At 60.1% G+C, this 17,429-nt stretch carries 19 protein-coding genes and 1 pseudogene; 13 read left to right on the top strand and 7 right to left on the bottom strand.

Annotated elements, in window-relative coordinates:
• Window positions 1-80 precede the first annotated feature (80 nt).
• Entirely contained in the window at window positions 81-1,979 is a 1,899-nt protein-coding gene (gene dnaK, locus AC1RT6_RS14110) for a molecular chaperone DnaK (protein ID WP_079445212.1), read from the bottom strand.
• A gap of 397 nt (window positions 1,980-2,376) precedes the next feature.
• On the opposite strand from dnaK, the gene AC1RT6_RS14105 reads away from it, so the two are divergent.
• Window positions 2,377-3,315 (top strand): hypothetical protein, encoded by a 939-nt coding sequence (locus AC1RT6_RS14105; RefSeq protein ID WP_079445211.1) that lies wholly within the window; start codon window positions 2,377-2,379, stop codon window positions 3,313-3,315.
• Window positions 3,316-3,471: 156 nt separating this feature from the next.
• On the opposite strand, the gene grpE is transcribed toward AC1RT6_RS14105, so the two are convergent.
• Window positions 3,472-4,065, bottom strand: coding sequence for a nucleotide exchange factor GrpE (grpE, locus tag AC1RT6_RS14100; protein WP_079445210.1), 594 nt, complete (start codon window positions 4,063-4,065; stop codon window positions 3,472-3,474).
• A gap of 98 nt (window positions 4,066-4,163) precedes the next feature.
• On the bottom strand, window positions 4,164-5,252 hold the full coding sequence (gene hrcA, locus AC1RT6_RS14095) for a heat-inducible transcriptional repressor HrcA (RefSeq protein ID WP_079445209.1): 1,089 nt from the start codon (window positions 5,250-5,252) through the stop codon (window positions 4,164-4,166).
• 172 nt (window positions 5,253-5,424) lie between these two features.
• Between hrcA and rph the strand changes: the two genes are divergently transcribed.
• The 3 genes from rph (at window position 5,425) to hemW (ending at window position 8,069) form a co-directional block, all read left to right on the top strand.
• Window positions 5,425-6,138 carry a ribonuclease PH gene (rph, locus tag AC1RT6_RS14090; RefSeq protein WP_079445208.1) on the top strand — a complete coding sequence of 238 codons (714 nt, stop codon included), beginning with the start codon at window positions 5,425-5,427 and terminating at the stop codon, window positions 6,136-6,138.
• A 148-nt stretch (window positions 6,139-6,286) separates the two neighbouring features.
• Window positions 6,287-6,922 (top strand): RdgB/HAM1 family non-canonical purine NTP pyrophosphatase, encoded by a 636-nt coding sequence (gene rdgB, locus AC1RT6_RS14085; protein WP_079445207.1) that lies wholly within the window; start codon window positions 6,287-6,289, stop codon window positions 6,920-6,922.
• Entirely contained in the window at window positions 6,909-8,069 is a 1,161-nt protein-coding gene (hemW, locus tag AC1RT6_RS14080; protein WP_087881080.1) for a radical SAM family heme chaperone HemW, read from the top strand. Before rdgB ends, hemW begins: the two co-directional genes overlap by 14 nt.
• 130 nt (window positions 8,070-8,199) lie before the next feature.
• Here the strand turns inward: hemW and AC1RT6_RS14075 are convergent, their stop codons facing one another.
• Window positions 8,200-9,420 carry a penicillin-binding protein activator gene (locus AC1RT6_RS14075; RefSeq protein WP_420799255.1) on the bottom strand — a complete coding sequence of 407 codons (1,221 nt, stop codon included), beginning with the start codon at window positions 9,418-9,420 and terminating at the stop codon, window positions 8,200-8,202.
• 268 nt (window positions 9,421-9,688) lie between these two features.
• Between AC1RT6_RS14075 and rsmI the strand changes: the two genes are divergently transcribed.
• The 6 genes and pseudogenes from rsmI (at window position 9,689) to AC1RT6_RS14045 (ending at window position 15,252) form a co-directional block, all read left to right on the top strand.
• Window positions 9,689-10,642 carry a 16S rRNA (cytidine(1402)-2'-O)-methyltransferase gene (rsmI, locus tag AC1RT6_RS14070; protein WP_079445206.1) on the top strand — a complete coding sequence of 318 codons (954 nt, stop codon included), beginning with the start codon at window positions 9,689-9,691 and terminating at the stop codon, window positions 10,640-10,642.
• Entirely contained in the window at window positions 10,629-11,036 is a 408-nt protein-coding gene (locus AC1RT6_RS14065; RefSeq protein ID WP_079445205.1) for a YraN family protein, read from the top strand. The genes rsmI and AC1RT6_RS14065 overlap by 14 nt, the downstream gene beginning before the upstream one ends.
• Window positions 11,037-11,085: 49 nt before the next feature.
• Complete coding sequence (gshB, locus tag AC1RT6_RS14060) at window positions 11,086-12,027, top strand: glutathione synthase (protein WP_079445204.1); 942 nt, start codon at window positions 11,086-11,088, stop codon at window positions 12,025-12,027.
• A gap of 92 nt (window positions 12,028-12,119) precedes the next feature.
• Window positions 12,120-12,767 (top strand): annotated as a pseudogene (locus AC1RT6_RS14055) (magnesium chelatase domain-containing protein); the annotation flags it as partial.
• Between the two features lie 60 nt (window positions 12,768-12,827).
• Complete coding sequence (locus AC1RT6_RS14050; protein WP_087881079.1) at window positions 12,828-14,573, top strand: recombinase family protein; 1,746 nt, start codon at window positions 12,828-12,830, stop codon at window positions 14,571-14,573.
• A 409-nt stretch (window positions 14,574-14,982) separates the two neighbouring features.
• A complete protein-coding gene (locus AC1RT6_RS14045; protein ID WP_079445201.1) occupies window positions 14,983-15,252 on the top strand; it encodes a hypothetical protein in 270 nt (89 codons plus the stop codon).
• Window positions 15,253-15,367: 115 nt separating this feature from the next.
• Here the strand turns inward: AC1RT6_RS14045 and AC1RT6_RS14040 are convergent, their stop codons facing one another.
• Window positions 15,368-15,592 (bottom strand): hypothetical protein, encoded by a 225-nt coding sequence (locus AC1RT6_RS14040; protein ID WP_079445200.1) that lies wholly within the window; start codon window positions 15,590-15,592, stop codon window positions 15,368-15,370.
• 68 nt (window positions 15,593-15,660) lie between these two features.
• Between AC1RT6_RS14040 and AC1RT6_RS14035 the strand changes: the two genes are divergently transcribed.
• From AC1RT6_RS14035 to AC1RT6_RS14025, 3 genes are all read left to right on the top strand, one after another.
• Entirely contained in the window at window positions 15,661-15,915 is a 255-nt protein-coding gene (locus AC1RT6_RS14035) for a DUF6894 family protein (RefSeq protein WP_079445199.1), read from the top strand.
• A 27-nt stretch (window positions 15,916-15,942) separates the two neighbouring features.
• Window positions 15,943-16,104 carry a RusA family crossover junction endodeoxyribonuclease gene (locus AC1RT6_RS14030; protein WP_079445198.1) on the top strand — a complete coding sequence of 54 codons (162 nt, stop codon included), beginning with the start codon at window positions 15,943-15,945 and terminating at the stop codon, window positions 16,102-16,104.
• Window positions 16,105-16,248: 144 nt separating this feature from the next.
• Window positions 16,249-16,437 carry a hypothetical protein gene (locus AC1RT6_RS14025; protein WP_079445197.1) on the top strand — a complete coding sequence of 63 codons (189 nt, stop codon included), beginning with the start codon at window positions 16,249-16,251 and terminating at the stop codon, window positions 16,435-16,437.
• Between the two features lie 78 nt (window positions 16,438-16,515).
• On the opposite strand, the gene AC1RT6_RS14020 is transcribed toward AC1RT6_RS14025, so the two are convergent.
• Entirely contained in the window at window positions 16,516-16,647 is a 132-nt protein-coding gene (locus AC1RT6_RS14020; RefSeq protein WP_274533922.1) for a hypothetical protein, read from the bottom strand.
• Window positions 16,648-16,860: 213 nt separating this feature from the next.
• A complete protein-coding gene (locus AC1RT6_RS14015; protein ID WP_274533921.1) occupies window positions 16,861-16,992 on the bottom strand; it encodes a hypothetical protein in 132 nt (43 codons plus the stop codon).
• Window positions 16,993-17,429 lie beyond the last annotated feature (437 nt).

Raw genomic sequence — 17,429 nt, 5'->3', positions numbered from 1 at the left:
CCACCTAAACAAACATGACCCCGTCCTCCGAGACGCGCTGCGCACTCCTTGGGGGCCGGGGCCATGGTCATACCTGCCGTTCAAGCAGACTTCTTGTTCTTGTCGTCGTCGACTTCGGTAAACTCCGCATCGACGACATCGTCCTTCGCGGCGTCCTTGGCCGCATCGGCCTCCGCCTGCTGTTTGTACATGGCCTCGCCGAGTTTCATAGATACCTGCGCCAACGTGTTGGTTTTGGTCTTGATCGCCTCTGCGTCGTCGCCCTTCAGCGCCTCCTTCAGATCGCTGACGGCATCCTCGATGGAGCGGCGTTCGCTTTCCTCGATCTTCGAGCCGTGCTCGGCGAGAGCCTTCTCGGTCGAGTGCACCAGACTGTCGGCGTGGTTCTTGGCGTCGACGGACTCGCGTCGCTTTTTGTCCTCGGCTGCGTTCACTTCCGCGTCCTTGACCATCTTCTCGATGTCGGCCTCCGACAAACCTCCCGATGCCTGGATGCGGATCTGCTGTTCCTTGCCGGTCGCCTTGTCCTTCGCCGAGACGTTGACGATGCCGTTGGCGTCGATGTCGAACGTCACCTCGATCTGCGGCATGCCGCGCGGAGCGGGCGGAATGCCCATCAGATCGAACTGGCCGAGAACCTTGTTGTCGGCCGCCATTTCACGCTCGCCCTGGAAAACGCGGATGGTGACGGCATTCTGGTTGTCCTCGGCTGTTGAGAACACCTGGCTCTTCTTGGTCGGGATCGTGGTGTTGCGATCGATGATGCGGGTGAACACGCCGCCCAGCGTCTCGATGCCGAGCGACAGCGGCGTGACGTCAAGCAGCAGCACGTCCTTGACGTCGCCCTGCAGCACGCCGGCCTGAATCGCCGCGCCGATCGCGACAACCTCGTCCGGGTTGACGCCCTTGTGCGGCTCCTTGCCGAACAACTGCTTGACGACTTCCTGGACCTTCGGCATGCGGGTCATGCCACCGACCAGCACCACTTCGCCGATCTCGCCCGCCGTCAGGCCGGCATCCTTCAGCGCCTTGCGGCACGGCTCGATCGTCTTCTGAACCAGATCGTCGACCAGCGCCTCGAATTTGGCGCGGGTAAGCTTCATCGTCAGATGCTTCGGACCTGACTGGTCAGCGGTGATGAATGGCAGGTTGATTTCGGTCTGCGTGGTCGACGACAGCTCGATCTTGGCCTTCTCGGCGGCTTCCTTCAGCCGCTGCAAGGCCAGCTTGTCGTTGCGCAGGTTGATGCCCTGCTCCTTCTGGAATTCGTCAGCCAGATAGTTGACCAGGCGCATGTCGAAGTCTTCGCCGCCCAGGAACGTATCGCCGTTGGTCGACTTCACCTCAAACACGCCGTCGCCGATCTCGAGGATCGACACGTCGAAGGTGCCGCCGCCCAGGTCGTACACAGCGATGGTGCCGGCCTTCGACTTGTCGAGGCCATAAGCAAGCGCGGCCGCAGTCGGCTCGTTGATGATGCGCAGCACTTCGAGGCCCGCGATCTTGCCGGCGTCCTTGGTCGCCTGGCGTTGCGCGTCGTTGAAATAGGCAGGAACTGTAATGACAGCCTGATCAACCTTCTGACCGAGATGAGCCTCGGCGGTTTCCTTCATCTTTTGAAGCGTGAAGGCTGAAATCTGCGACGGCGAATAGGTCTTGCCGTCGACCTCGACCCAGGCGTCGCCGTTGCCGGCTTTCGAGATCTTGTAAGGGACAAGCTTCTTGTCCTTTTCAACCGTGGGGTCGTCGTACCGCCGGCCGATCAGACGCTTGACGGCGAAAATGGTCCGCTCGGGATTAGTCACAGCCTGGCGCTTGGCCGGCTGCCCGACGAGACGCTCGCCATCGTCGCTAAAGGCAACGATGGACGGCGTAGTCCGCATCCCTTCCGCGTTTTCGATGACTTTCGGCGTCTTGCCGTCCATTACCGCCACGCACGAATTCGTGGTGCCGAGGTCGATCCCAATGACCTTTCCCATGGTCCTCATATCCTTCTTGTTGCGGCAGTCCGGCCAGGCCCTGACGGCACCCTCATCCAGACCCCCAGATATCAATTACTCGCGATTAGCGACGGTGAGCCTCATATAGGAGGGGGGGTGGGGGCTGCAAGGACCAGACCACTCTCCACCGGATGAAAACGCAATTCTTTTGCAATCCCGGACAGCCAGAGACGGCCCGAATAGGCAGATAATTAACCCAGCCTCACCGGACACCTTGGCCTCATAATCAAAACGGTGGTAGGCCGCCGCACAACAGCGACGAGAGGTTCGGCCGATTGCCGACGAATCATGCGCTTGAGGCGGCAGTCAAATCTCCTTCCAGCACCGCCGACCTGGCGATCATTGAACGGCCTTAATGCAAATCCAATAAGCGCGCATGAGACACCTTCTGCACGTATTGATCGCTCTTTGCATATTGAGCAGCGCAAATTCGGCCCTCGCCGACGACGTGGTCTATGCGCCGGGCAGCCGGATCGGGCTGGTTCCGCTGATAGGTCTGACCCCGGCAAAGACATTTCCGGGTTTCGAAACCGCGGATCAGCGGGTCAAGGTCATCGTCGCCGAACTCCCCGTCACCGCCTTCAGAGACGTGGAAAACGTCGCCAAATCGAACGTGGCCGACCCTCGAGGCCAGAAGCCACAAGGCCTCGAGACGGCGAGCGGACAGGGTTATTTCATCGTCGAGGCGGCCAAGAACGGCGACGACAATGTCCGGCGCTATTCAATGGTAATTTCGGGCGGCACATTTTCCGGATACGTCGCAGCGCAGGTGCCAGAGAACGTCGGAAAGATCTATTCCGATGAAGCGGTGCGAAAGATGTTCGCAACGGTCGCCTTGCGCAAGGACGTACCGGTCGAGGAGCAACTCGGCCTGCTGCCCTTCAAGCTGAGCGAATTGAGCTCCTTCAAATTGATCCGCACGCTGGCACCAGGAGCAGTTATCCTGCTTTCCGACGCAGAAGCAGAAAACGACATCGACAGCAAAGCCTTTATGATTATCAGCCCGATCGGTTCGGTCCCTGAACGACCGGACGACCGGGACAGATTTGCGCGCGACATCGCGGCCACGATCCCGAACCTGCGTGAGGGACGTATCACCATGTCGGAGTCGATGCGGATCAACGGATCGCCCGGTTTTGAAACGCGGATCGACGGCACGAACACACGAACGAATACGCCAGTGACGGTCGTGCAGTGGCTGGTGTTTGGCAGCGGAAAAACGGCAATGCGTCTGATCGGAAGTACGCCGCGGGATGGGTGGTCTGAAGCTTTTTCGCGCTTCCGCGCGGTTCGTGACGGTATCCGGCCGCGCTAGTGGAGTGAATTTGACATTCGCGACCCACCTAGCCGCGCGTCCCGGGCGTGAATGTCGAATTCAAAACTCGACCAGCAACCAATATCGGCCAGTGGTGTTTGATTCTCGCATTCAAGCCCGAGGACATAATATTGGTAAGCCCGCGAACGGGCGGATTCATTCGGACGCGGCTGCCTTGGCTCCGCCCTTCGCAACACCTACCAGCGCCGGACGCAACACCCGCTCGCCGATCATGTAGCCGGCCTGAATGACCTGCGCGACCGTGCCGACGGGGATGGACGAATCGGGAACTTCGTACATGGCCTGATGGACGTTGGGATCGAATTTTTCACCAGCCGGATCGAACCGCTTCACACCGTGTTTTTCCAGCGCGTTGTGCAGCGAGCGTTCGGTCAACTCCACGCCCTCGATCAGGGCTTTGAGTCCGGGGTCGGCGGCCGCGCGTGCCTCGGCGGACACCGCATCAAGCGCGCGTTGCAGATTGTCGGCAATATCCAGCACGTCGCGAGCGAACCCCGAGATGCCGTAGGTCCGCGCGTCCGACACCTCTCGCGCGGTGCGCTTGCGCAGGTTTTCCATCTCCGCCAACGTGCGCAGCATCCGGTCCTTGGCGTCCGCGACCTCCTTGGTCAGCGCTTCAACCGCCCCCTCCTCAGGATCGTCGGGCATAATGTAAGGCTTGGATACCACTGGCTCGGCCTCCGGAGCCGGATCGCCGGAATTGTTTGATTTGCCGTCGGAATCGGTCATTACACAGCCTTCTTGCACATGGTCTCGAATTAAAAGGGATGGTCGTGCGGGATATCGTGCTTCAGGCGTAAAAATCAAGCGCAGGGCGGCGGGCGGGCTCAGCCGCCGAGCATCTGGCTGACAATGCGGGCCGCGTAATCCACCATCGGGATCACGCGCGCGTAGTTCAGCCGGGTCGGTCCGATCACTCCGAGAACGCCGACGATGTGGCCGGCGCCGTCGCTGTAGGGCGCGATGATCGTCGAGGATCCGGACAGCGAGAACAGCTTGTTCTCCGAACCGATAAAGATCCTTACGCCGTCGGCGCGTTCGGCGCGGCCAAGCAGATCGATCACGCCGCGCTTGGTTTCGAGGTCGTCGAACAGCAGCCGCACGCGCTCAAGGTCCTCCATCGCATGCAAATCTCCGAGCAGGTTGGCATGGCCGCGCACGATCAATTGCCGGTCGTCGCTGTCGCCGCCAGACCAACTCGCAATTCCTGCCGCGATGATCTTTTGTGTGAGCTGGTCGAGCTCCGCCTTGCTCTGCGTCAACGCGGTTTCAAGCTCGAGCCCTGCCTCGGCCAGCGTCCGGCCGCGAATTCGAGCGTTCAGAAAGTTTGACGCCTCCGTCAGCGCCGAAGCCGGGACGCCGGAGGGGAGCGTCAGCACGCGGTTTTCGACCTGCCCGTCTTCGGCGACCAGCACGACCAACGCCTTGTCGGGCTCCAGCCTGACGAACTCGATATGCTTCAACCGTACATTGGATTTCGCCGTCAGAACCACTGCCGCCGCCCGGGTCAATCCGGACAGCCGTGTCAAGGCCTCGCCCAATGCAGCCTCGACCGATTGCGCCTTGCCCACCGACGCGAGTTGAGTCTGGATCGACTGGCGCTCCGGCTCGGTCAGATCGCCGACCTGCATCAAGGCATCGACAAAGAACCGCAGGCCGAGCTCGGTCGGCAAGCGGCCGGCTGAGGTATGCGGTGCATAAATCAGCCCGAGCTGTTCGAGGTCCGACATCACATTGCGGACCGACGCTGGCGAGAGCGGCACCGCGATGAGGCGGGAAACGTTGCGGGAACCCACCGGTTCGCCCGTTGCAAGGTAGCTTTCGACGATCTGCCGAAAAATGTCGCGCGACCGCTCGTTCAACTGGGCAAGCCCGGCGTTCGGCGCAATCAGACCGATCGGATCGTGATGGGCCAACGATATCTCCCGCGTATAATGACTGTTGCGCCTGGGACCGGATCTAGTTTGTCTCTCCGGCGCACCAGTTACAAGCAGCCTTTGGCAATCGCAGTTCTGACCCTTGCCGGTGCGGCTCCTCACCCCTAAAAGCACGGCACGACGATTTTCATAGAATAGCTGGAGGGTTCCCATGCGGCCTAGCCGCCGTGCACCGGATGAACTGCGCGCCGTGTCGCTGGAACGTGGCGTGGTCAAATACGCCGAAGGCTCCTGCATGGTGAAATTCGGGGATACCCATGTGCTGGTCACCGCGACGCTAGAGGAGCGGCTGCCGCCGTGGCTCAAGGGCCAGGGCCGGGGCTGGGTGACGGCCGAATACGGAATGCTGCCGCGCGCCACGCTGGAGCGAACCCGGCGCGAGGCCTCCGCCGGCAAGCAAGGCGGCCGGACCGTCGAAATCCAGCGCCTGATCGGCCGCTCTTTGCGTGCCGCAATCGATCTCGAGGCGCTCGGCGAACGCCAGATCACAGTCGATTGCGACGTCATTCAGGCCGATGGCGGCACGCGCACCGCATCGATTACCGGCGCATGGGTCGCGTTAGCCGACTGCGTCAACTGGATGAAGGCCCGCAACATGCTCAAGGCCAGCGTGCTTCGAGACAATGTCGCAGCGATCTCATGCGGTATCTACAATGGCACGCCCGTCCTCGATCTGGACTATGCAGAAGATTCGGAAGCCGACACCGATGCAAACTTCGTGATGACCGGCGAGGGACGCATCATCGAGGTGCAGGGAACCGCCGAGAAGACACCTTTTTCCGACGACGAATTTTTTGCGCTCATGGCGCTGGCGAAAAAAGGAGTCGCACGGCTGGTGGATTTGCAGAAAATGGCGTTGGCGTGATTCGTTCTGCGAGCGCTCCGCGGGATGCTCCTCCAATAGCGTTTTCGAGCAGAGTGGGTAGCGGTTCGCGTCAAGAAACTGCGTCAACACAAGAAACCGGAGCCTGACTTTGAATTCCGTCAAAGTCGAAATGGCTCTAGGATCGGCCATGAATCGTCGGATCGCCGGCAAGCTCGTGATCGCCACCCACAATCCCGGCAAGCTCGCCGAGATGCGCGAGCTACTTGCGCCGTATGGCGTCGAGGCAATCTCCGCAGGCGAGCTCGGTCTCAGCGAGCCTGAGGAAACAGGCGATGATTTCCGCGCCAATGCTCGGATCAAGGCGACCGCTGCGGCCCTGAGCGCAAAGCTTCCGGCTTTTGCCGACGATTCCGGCCTCGTGGTCGACGCACTTGACGGTGCGCCGGGCATCTATTCCGCGCGCTGGGCCGGCGAGACCAAGGATTTCTCCGTTGCGATGACGCGGATCGAGCGCCTGCTGCAGGAGCGCGGCGCGACGAGCGCGGACAAGCGCAAGGCTCACTTCGTTTCGGCGCTCTGCGTCGCGTGGCCGGACGGCCATCTCCAGGAAGTCGAAGGACGAGTCGACGGCACGCTGGTATGGCCGCCGCGGGGCACGGCCGGATTTGGCTATGATCCTGCGTTCCTCCCGGACGGACATACGCGCACCTTCGGCGAGATGACGGGCATTGAAAAGCACGGGCTTCCGCCGCGCGGCCTTGGCCTGTCGCATCGCGCCCGCGCGTTCGTGAAGCTGGCGGAGATTGCTCTTGATCGGCGCTGATCCGACCACTGCCTTCGGCATCTATGTGCACTGGCCGTTTTGCCTGTCGAAATGCCCGTATTGCGATTTCAACAGTCATGTCCGCCACGCGCCGATCGATGAAGAGCGCTTCGTTCGTGCTTTCAAGCGCGAGATCGAGACCACCGCCGCACGCGCGCGCGGCCGGGAGGTGTCCTCCATTTTCTTCGGCGGTGGTACCCCGTCCTTGATGCGGCCGCAGACCGTTGGCGCGATCCTCGACGCAATCGGAAAATATTGGGGCGTCGCTGATAACGTCGAGGTCACGCTGGAAGCCAATCCGACCAGCGTCGAGGCCACGCGATTCCGCGGCTATCGCGCAGCGGGCGTCAACCGCGTGTCGCTCGGCGTGCAGGCGCTCGACGATTCCTCGCTAAAGGCTCTCGGACGCCTGCATACCGCACACGAGGCGCTGGAAGCAGTGGCGATCGCACGCTCCGTCTTCGATCGCTATTCCTTCGATCTGATTTACGCGCGACCCGGCCAGACGCCAGCGATGTGGACCGAGGAACTGCGGCAGGCGATCTCGGAAGCGGCGGAGCATCTGTCGCTCTACCAGTTGACTATCGAGGAGGGTACGCCGTTTTTCGACCTGCACGCAGCCGGAAAACTCAGGCCCCCCGACGAAGCGATTGCACGCGCGCTGTACGACGTCACGCAGGACGTTTGCACGCGTCACGGCCTGCCAGCCTACGAGATCTCGAATCATGCGCTGCCCGGCGCGGAATGCCGGCACAACCTGCTTTACTGGCGCGGCCAGGAATATGCGGGAATCGGACCCGGAGCGCACGGTCGCCTCGACATCGACGGCATCAGGCATGCCGTCGCCACGGAAAAGCGGCCGGAAGCCTGGCTCATGCGGGTCGAGGCGATCGGCAATGGAATCGTCGCCGACGATCTGCTGAACAGCGAAGAACGCGCCGACGAATTCCTGCTCATGGGACTGCGCTTGCGCGAGGGCATCGATCCGCAGCGCTACGCGGCGCTATCGGGCCGCCCTCTTGATCCGCGGCGAATCGCAATCCTCCGTGACGAAGGTGCGATCACAATCAGCACCGAGGGCCGCCTGCGCGTCACGCAGGATGGCTTTCCCCTCCTCGATGCCGTGGTGGCCGATCTCGCCGCGTAGAGCGGGAAGAGGAAAGTGTGGTGCGGTTTTCCGCCCGCATCCCGTGTCTCAAATATTTGGAACCAATCACGTCATGATTTTGGATCGAATCGATCCAAAATCATCGTGATCTGACGACGCGGGCTACAGATCAGGCGCCAAAACTTTTTGGCGAACCTGCCGCCGGTTGGCCGCCGCCGGATGCGACTCGCATGACGGCGAGGCCCCGCTGGTTGGTGCCGTCGGAACGGAACCGAAACAGACCGTCGATGCCTGCGAAGCCTGACGCATTGGTCAGCGTCTCGGCCGCGAAGCGCTGCGGGCCTTGGGTGCGAGCAAGAGCCGCCACCAGCGCGACGGCGTCATAGGCAAGGGTGGCCGTACGTACCGGATCGCCGCCATACTTGGCGCGGTAGCGCCCTGCGAAGCTGCGGAAACCGGATGGATCAGGGGCGGCATAGAGGCCGCCCTGCAGCGACGCGCTGGCGAATACGCGAGGATTGTCCCACAGACCGGTACCCAGAAGCTGGACATTGCGCAGATTCGCACCCGCCGCGGCGAGCGCGTCAACGACCGAAACCACCGCATCGCCGTCATCGGCGATCAGCAGCGCATCAGCCGAGCGGAGCCACTGCGCCACCTTCCGTGCCGCACTGGCGCGATCGGCGCCATATTTCTCGAATGCGACGATACGCCCGCCGCGATGACCAACTGTCTGTTTGAAGGCCGCCTCGACGACATTGCCATACGCATTTTCGGGCACCAAGGCGGCAAACGAGCGCTTTCCGGTGCTGGTGGCATATTCGACGATCCGGTTGACGTCCGATTCAGGGAGAAAACTCAGAAGATAGACGCCCCGGCCCGCCACGCTCGAATCAGTCGAGAACGCAATCACCGACGTGCCGCGTGTCCGCGCCGCCTGAGCAACCGCCGGAACAGATGCTGCGAACAGCGGACCGAGAATGATTTCGGCTCCTTCATCGAGCGCTTGTTGCGCTCCCTGTTGCGCACGCTGCGCCGTGCCGGCTGCGTCCTTGACCAGCAATTGGACATTCGGGTTCTGAAATTCAGACAGCGCCATCTCGGCCGCGTTTTTCATCGACTGCGCCGCAACGCTCGCATTGCCTGCGGCCGACAACGGAAGGATCAAACCGACCTTGACCTGACCCGTACCGATTGTAGCTGCCTGCTGAGGCGGACCGGCTGCCTCTGGCTGCGGAGAAGAACCGGGGGAACTGGAAAAATTGTTCGTCAGCGTTTGCTGGACGCCCGAGCAGGCGCCAAGCAGAGGCGCGCCGATGACAAGGCCCAGCGCGGCTCGCCGAGTCGCTCCCTGGCGCTCAGATTTCGGTTCGAAGGGATCCTTCATCATTATCCTTGCAGTGCACCCATTCCGGACAGGTCCGGGCACAAGCCCCGCAGAATCAGCCATATTGCCGATGCCGCCAGTTAACCAAAACAAACGGATCGTGTCCGCCCCGAATTTAGCTCCATACCCAACCTTGGGTGCCGCGGAACATCGGAAAGCATGGGACGGATCCGTTCGCACGCAATCTTCGTGTTATCCGGCTCCGGCACCGAAGACGCTTCTTGACACGGGCCGAACTCATTTTCTCGAAAATGTTATAGAATGTCGCAGTATGCGTGCAAAACCCGCCTCTCTGAAATCGGACATCGAAACCCCGGGGACCCGGACCTTTTCCATAGCGGGCCATCAACTGGTTGCCCCGACGGCCGCGCCCGGTCTTCACCTGGTCGCTACGCCGATCGGTCATCTCGGAGATATCACCTTACGGGCGCTTGAGACCCTCGCAGGCGTCAATATCATCGCCTGCGAGGACACCCGCATCACCCGCCGCCTCACCGAACGCTACGCGATTACAGGCGTGCTCAAGCCTTACCACGAGCATAATGCTGCGACAGCGCGGCCGAAAATCCTGGCGCAGCTGGCACAAGGCGCCTCCATCGCCCTGGTCTCCGATGCCGGCACACCGCTGATTTCCGATCCGGGCTTCAAGCTGGTGCGTGAAGCGTGTGCCGCTGGTCATCAGGTGATCGCGGTTCCGGGACCATCTTCGGTGCTAGCGGCGCTGTCCATAGCAGCGCTGCCGACGGACCGGTTCTTCTTCGAGGGGTTTCTGCCGGCAAAAGAGGTCGCGCGCCGCACGCGCCTTGCCGAACTCGCAAGGATCGATGCCACGCTGGTCATGTTCGAGTCCGGCAGTCGTATCCGGGATTCCTTGCACGACCTCGCGGCCATCCTCGGCAATCGCGACGCCGCGATCTGCCGCGAACTGACAAAGCTGCACGAGGATATCCGCCGCGCGACCCTCACGGAGTTCGCGCAAGGAGCCGAAACGCTGGAAACGCGGGGCGAATTCGTCCTGGTCGTCGGACCACCAACGGCTGATGCAGGCACGATGTCCTCCGACCAGCTGGACGATCTGCTGCTGACGTTGTTGAAGGAGAGCAGCGTCAAAGACAGCGTGGCTCACGCGGTCGTAATCTCGGGCCTCCCCCGACGTCAAGTCTATGCCCGCGCGCTTGAGCTCGCCGGACAGATGAGGGACAGTGACAACAATGGCAGCCTGTAAGGACCGCTCCCGAAACGGCCCAGAGGCGGCGGCGCCCGAGCGCGTCGCGGCGTTTCGTACCGGTCTTTCGGCGGAAAGTCTCGCCGCAGCCTATCTGATCGCCAAGGGCTACTGGATTTTGGCACGCCGGTTTCGCACGCCTCATGGCGAGATCGATATCGTGGCCCGCCGGCGGCAACTTCTCGCTTTCGTCGAAGTCAAAGCCCGTCGCAGCCTCGACGATGCTGCCTATGCAGTGACGCAAAGACAACAACAGCGGATCATCAACGCAGCCCAAGCCTGGCTGATGGCGCACCCCGAACATGCGGCTTTCGAATTCCGCTTTGACGCCATGCTGATTGCGCCGCGACGTCTGCCGCGTCATCTGTTAGGTGCATTCGACGCCAGCACATAGCCTGACGTATTCAGACGCTTTCCGCATTGACACAACCCGGACCAACAAGATGAAACTGAAAGTCGCCGTTCAGATGGACCCGATCGCGCGCATCAACGTTCGCGGCGATTCGACCTTTGCGCTGCTGCTGGAGGCACAGCGACGCGGCCACGAAATCTCATACTACACGCCGGATAAGTTATCGCTTCGCGGCAAGGACGTGGTTGCGTCGGTCCAGCCGTTGACCGTTCGGGATCAGGAGGGCGACCATTATACGCTCGGTGAAGCGGCGCGTGCTTACCTAGAATCCTTCGACGTCGTATTGCTGCGCCAGGACCCTCCGTTCGATCTCGCCTACATCACGAGTACTCACTTGCTCGAGCGCATTCATCCGAAGACGCTCGTGGTCAACGATCCGGCAAGCGTGCGCAATGCGCCGGAAAAGCTGTTCGTGATGGATTTTCCGGAGTTGATGCCGCCGACGTTGATTTCGCGCAATCTCGATGAGATCAATTCGTTTCGTGACGAGCATGGTGCGGTGGTCATGAAGCCGCTGCATGGTCACGGCGGAGCCGCAGTGTTTCGCGTCACGCCGCAAGACATGAACTTCGGATCGCTGTTCGACATGTTCTCGGTGACGTTTCGCGAGCCGTGGGTGATCCAGCGATACCTGCCCGAGGTCAAACAGGGCGACAAGCGCATCATCCTCGTCGACGGCGAATTCGCAGGTGCTGTCAATCGCGTGCCTGCCGCTGACGATCTGCGCTCCAACATGGTGCGCGGCGGTGCGGCGCGGGCAACCGACCTCTCTCCCCGCGAGAGCGAGATTTGTAAGCGCATCGGTCCGGCGCTGCGCGAGCGCGGTCTGTTGTTTGTCGGCATTGACGTCATCGACGGCTTGCTCACCGAAATCAACGTTACCTCGCCGACCGGAATTCGGGCGCTTGCCGCGTTGGGCGGCCCGGATGTCGCCGGAAAAATCTGGGACGGGATCGAGGCGAAGCGCCAATAGGCTCACCCAGAAATCCTGCAGCCTGCGTTCCCTTAATGTTCTTGTACATCGGGGAGTTGTAAGCTAGCTTCGCCGTGGCAAAGGGGGCGGCCATGGTTCAGCGGGTATCCACCGTCGCATTTGAAGGGATCGAGGCGCGCGCGGTCGACGTGCAGGTGCAGGTCGCTCCCGGCCTGCCCGCCTTCAACATTGTGGGCTTGCCGGACAAAGCCGTGTCCGAGGCCCGGGAGCGGGTGCGGGCGGCCCTGATCGCTTCAGGTCTTGCGCTGCCGGCGAGACGAATCACCGTCAACCTGGCTCCGGCCGATCTGCCCAAGGAAGGCAGTCACTACGATCTCCCTATTGCGCTCGGCCTGATGGCGGCGATCGGAGCGATTCCCTCCGACGCGTTGTCGGGGTTTACGGTACTCGGCGAACTCGGCCTCGACGGATCGATTGCGGCGGTGGCGGGGGTTCTACCCGCTGCGATCGGTGCGAATGCGCGCGATGAAGGGCTGATCTGCCCCGCAGCCTGCGGCGCTGAGGCAGCCTGGGCGAGCCCCGACATCCAGATCGTCGCCGCCAGTTCGCTCATTCAGATCGCAAATCATTTCAAGGGAACTCAGGTTCTGTCTCGCCCGCAGCCCCGGATTCGTGAAACCCAAGGTAGCGCTCTTGATCTTCGCGACATCAAAGGGCAGGAGAGCGCCAAGCGTGCGCTCGAGATCGCAGCCGCCGGCGGACATCATCTGCTGATAATGTGTACAATTAACCGGACCTGTGGTATCCGAAGAAGTCCTCTTCGAATGTAGCCCAACCGTTTGAACTCGAAAGCATATTCTTATCTTCGGATGTCGACTGACCTTCAATTGAAGGGGGATAGTCGTCGACGTCAGCTTGAGGCGTCCCGAGAATACGCAGATCGGAATGGGCTGGATCTCGCTGACGACGCTCAACTTGAAGACATCGGCATATCAGCGTTCAAGGGGGCCAACCTCAGAGAAGGTGCCCTCGGCCGGTTCCTGGAAGCAGTCGAACAGGGTGCCGTCGCGCGAGGATCATATCTCATTGTCGAGTCTCTAGACCGAATTAGTCGGGAGCACGTCCTCGCTGCACAAGGAGTTTTCCTTCGGATTATTCAAGCTGGGATCAATCTCGTCACATTAACTGATGGTCGAGTGTATCGCGCTGGCGAGACAAATCTCGGAGACCTCGTCATATCGCTCGTCATCATGAGCACCGCACACGAGGAGTCGCTTAAGAAGAGTCAGCGGGTTGGAGCAGCTTGGAATCATAAGCGTCTCAAGGCTGCTGAAGGCACACCTATGACTCAGCGGTGCCCCGCGTGGCTTCGCCTATCGTCCGATCGAAAGGCCTATGAGATAATTCCGGCTAGGGTCGACATCGTCCATCGCATTTTCGAGGAAACAATCGCCGGCGTCGGAATGTATTCCGTTGCGAAGCGCCTCAACCAGGACCGTATACCAGCGTTCGTAGGTAAGAGCGGCTGGCATCAGTCCTACATCGCTAAAACCTTAGCGAATCGTGCGGTGCTTGGCGAATTCCAACCACACAGAAAAGTGGACGGGAAGCGCGTTCCAGACGGCGACCCGATACCAAACTACTACCCTGCGATCATGGACAGCGAGACGTATTTCCAGGCGCAAGCTGCCAAAAGTCTGCGAAGCAGTGGTGGCGCGGGGGCTGGACGGAAGGGTCCGACCTATACGAATCTTTTTTCAGGGCTGGCTAACTGTGCTCACTGCAACTATTCGATGTCGTTCGAAAACAAGGGAGCTACGCCCAAAGGTGGTACTTACCTAGTCTGTGATAACGCTCGACGCCACCTCGGCTGTGAAGCCGTGCGATGGCGTTACCAAGACTTTGAGACTTCGTTTTTTGCCTTTGTTTCTGAGCTCGATCTGGAGAGCTTGATCGATCAGGATGCCGAGGCGACCCAACGTAAACTGATCGAATCAGAGATCTCTTCGCTAGAGGGGCAGCTAGCCGACATCAAGGCGTCGATGGAGAAAACATACGCGCTGCTGGACGCTGGCAGCGCTGTGGAGTTCGTATCCGCCAAGCTTAAGGAATTGCAGCAACGCGACAATGAATGTGACACTAAGCTGATCGAGAAAAAACGAGTCCGTGATGCTTTAGCATTGCGCGCTTCAAGCTTGCGTCAAAGCAGGGCCGGGCTCACGCATCTCCTAGAGCGTCTGCAGGGGCCCTCCGGCGCTGAGCTCTACAAGCTGCGAGCGCAGATCGCCTCACGGCTGAAAAACCTTGTGCTAACGATTAGCGTGGCGACTTTGGGCGATAGGCCAAAACTTCAACGAACGATCGAGTTTCTTGAGCAGCAACCCGATTCCGAAGACGTGATATCCCATCTGAAGAAACGTCTGAATGAGGGTAAGACTGCAAGGCGGTATTTCGCGGTGGGCTTTCGAAACAATGCGGTGCGTGTCGTCTATCCACGTGATGACGACCCGCTCAAATACGAGGAGCAAATTACAGATCATCCGGGAAACGATAAGCGTTTTGCCGTGGAATACGGAGACAAATAATTCAGAACTTAGCCAGGTTCGCTAGTCCGCTTGAAACAAGCGATGGTGTTAGGAATATACACCTCGTAATCCTGCCGGATTTTTATGGGATTATATTCCCATGCAGGATGACGAGGGACTTTGCGGGATGTCTGATAACGAAAGTGGTGTCACAGGAGTTCTTGCCCAAGCGGGCACGGTTATGCGGGCATTCGGCCCCAATCGGGGCCTGTTGATCATTCTACTGGCAATATGGTCTGTCCGAGAGCGTCCTAGATTCTCGGGCCTTCTGCTTGTGGGTTTGAGCGCTACGCTTGCGGTATCGAGACATTTTTGACGTGGCCGGAACTTGCATCGGTATGGATGGAAAATCTGCCGCTCCATCGAATGCGTAGTCTGGAAGGCTCAAGCTGCCTTGGTGGGAGGAAAAATGTTACACCGCATCGTTCTGATGGCTGCGCTCGCTTACGCGACAACTACCTCAGCCCAAGAGCCAAAATCCATCAAGACAGTCAAAGTCATCCAACCTCTGAACGACACTGCGCTTTATGAAGTAAAAGACGACGGCACAGTTCTGATTGACTGGGACGAGGTCGAAGCATCTGCAGCCAGCAAGACAAATCCGATTCTATTGCCGCAGGCACAAGTGATGTTGGCGATCAGAGACGGCAAATGGAAGCCGATGAATCATGGCAAGTGAGAATCCCAGTTCAAGAGGATCGTGAAGTCATAAGAGAAGCCATTGTGCTTTCATTCGTTCAGGCAGGACAGCCGAGCGATGCTATCGGCTGCGAGCATGCTTCTAAGGCGACGGACTACCTTCGCGCCTTCTCGGAAGAGAAGCGGGAGCAAGCCGCATCACCCACGCGTACATCAAGCGGCTTGAGAACTTCATCATCAGGCTCGACTGCACGCTCTCCGACCTCGACGCCGAGCGCGCGAAGGGAAATCTGGAGCGGGACATGCCGGTACTCCGCAAGGAGGCCGACCGCATCCGATACAGCCGCAGGGTTCACGAGAAGCGCAAGCAGAATTGACATAAACACCTACAGGCCCGCGCGGCCTTGTTTCTGTTGGAACGCTGCTGCCGCTTCAGCGTTAGCGGCGTATGGCGCACTACCATTTCGATCTCATAGACGGATGCACGCTTGCCGACGAAGGCGGCCGCGATCTCGCGGATGACATCGCCGCGGCGGACGAAGCTGACAGGATGGCGTCCGAGCTCTACAAGGACCGGCCGGAGCTCAGAGGCAAGGACTACGCGATCTCCGCCACCAACCTCGAAGGCGAGGAAGTGCACAGGGCGCCGATTAACCGCAGAAGCCCTCCCTTCGCCCATTCGGGTGCTGCACTTAATCGGTGAAGACCGCCTACTCTCGGGCGAGCCGAAATCAACGCAGCACCCCGCGCGAACTGGGATAATCTCCACAAATTGAGCTGCGACGCGCTCAACAGCATCGCATATGACAACAGCCAGATACGGCAGGTGACCGTCGCGCTCGCCGACGACCAGCAGAAGCCCCGCATCAAGATCGCAGTCGCGCCGCTATGAATTGTTAGCCTCTTAGAAACGGCGGCTTGGTCGCGCACGGCGCGTGAATGCATCCCGGAAATCGTGTTGAGCAAAACCGCTGCACGGAGGAACCCTTCCAGAAGGCACCCGTTGTCCTCGCATCCCTAACGAAAGGACTTTCATATGGGCAACGACAGCAGCACGAACTTCCCCCCTGCGGGCGAGCCGAAGCAGGACCCGACGAAGACGCTCGGCAAGACTATGGAACAGCTGACCGAGGAAGCGGATAAGGAATTGGCCGAGAAGATAAAGAAGGGCGGCGACGAGAACATCAAGTACGCCAAGCCGGGAAAGAGCGACATTCTGCCGTAGAAACAGAGCTAAGAGCAGAGGAAGCCGCCATCGCCTGTGAAGGGTCTGGCGGCTTCGTTTTTGCGAAACCAGTTCAACTCACTCAGATTGCGCTACGGCAGTCCCGGCAGGCCGGTAATGCGTGCCCGTTCCGTTGTAAAAGGAGGAAAAGAGGGCCAGCAGCACGACGACCGCGCCTCCGATAACCCAGCCTTGCCTTACGCTACTCATGTTCAACCTCCGAGGGAATGCAGTCCAATACCATGCTGTGCATGGTTAGGAACAGCAACCGAGCTAGGCGTACGCTCACGCACGCGTGAGAGCAAGGACGGGCCTGAGGGTTCGCCGCCCGTCCAATCCTTCATGCAGGCAACGGGTAACATGAGTTCGATTCCGTGCGCCGTGCAATTCGGCATGACTTCATAGCCTGGTCGGCGTGGCGTTCTACGCGATCACCGCGCTCGCGGCGGCAATCACCTCATTCACCACCAACCTGTCCGGCACGCCGGCGATCGGGCAGACGCTTTGGATAGGCCGTGCTACGCTTTCAGGAGAAGCAAGCTGCGCTTTACCCATCATCAAATATTCAATGTGACTATCATCATCGGCGTCTCCGTCGTCGGCTACTGGGACACGGTCGCCGCGCCGAGGCTGATTGCGAGCAAGTGATGTTGGCGATCAGAGACGGCAAATGGAAGCCGATGATTCACACCAAATGAGGCACTCAGCTCCGATCAACAGTATCGTAACGTCAAGGGGAGCCATCGGGCTTTCATATGTTTAGACACCGCCAGCCAGAATTCACGGAGACGAACATGTGATCGGGCGCGTGAAAGGTCGCTCACCGGAGAAATAGCGCCAGCGTCTTTGTCAGTCTGAAATCGATCCTTCGACGCACTGCATTCCGAACCGTCACGGCGCAATGTATGTCCTCGGTCGTCGATGGTCACCCATAGCGATCTCCCACGGACCACTTAAACCCGAGCCGTGATTCCCGCACTTGTGCGTCTCGA

Source organism: Nitrobacter sp. MLSD-S21 (assembly GCF_058809865.1).
The sequence above is the reverse complement of the archived record's forward strand: the minus strand, read 5'-3'. Positions and strand labels throughout refer to the sequence as shown.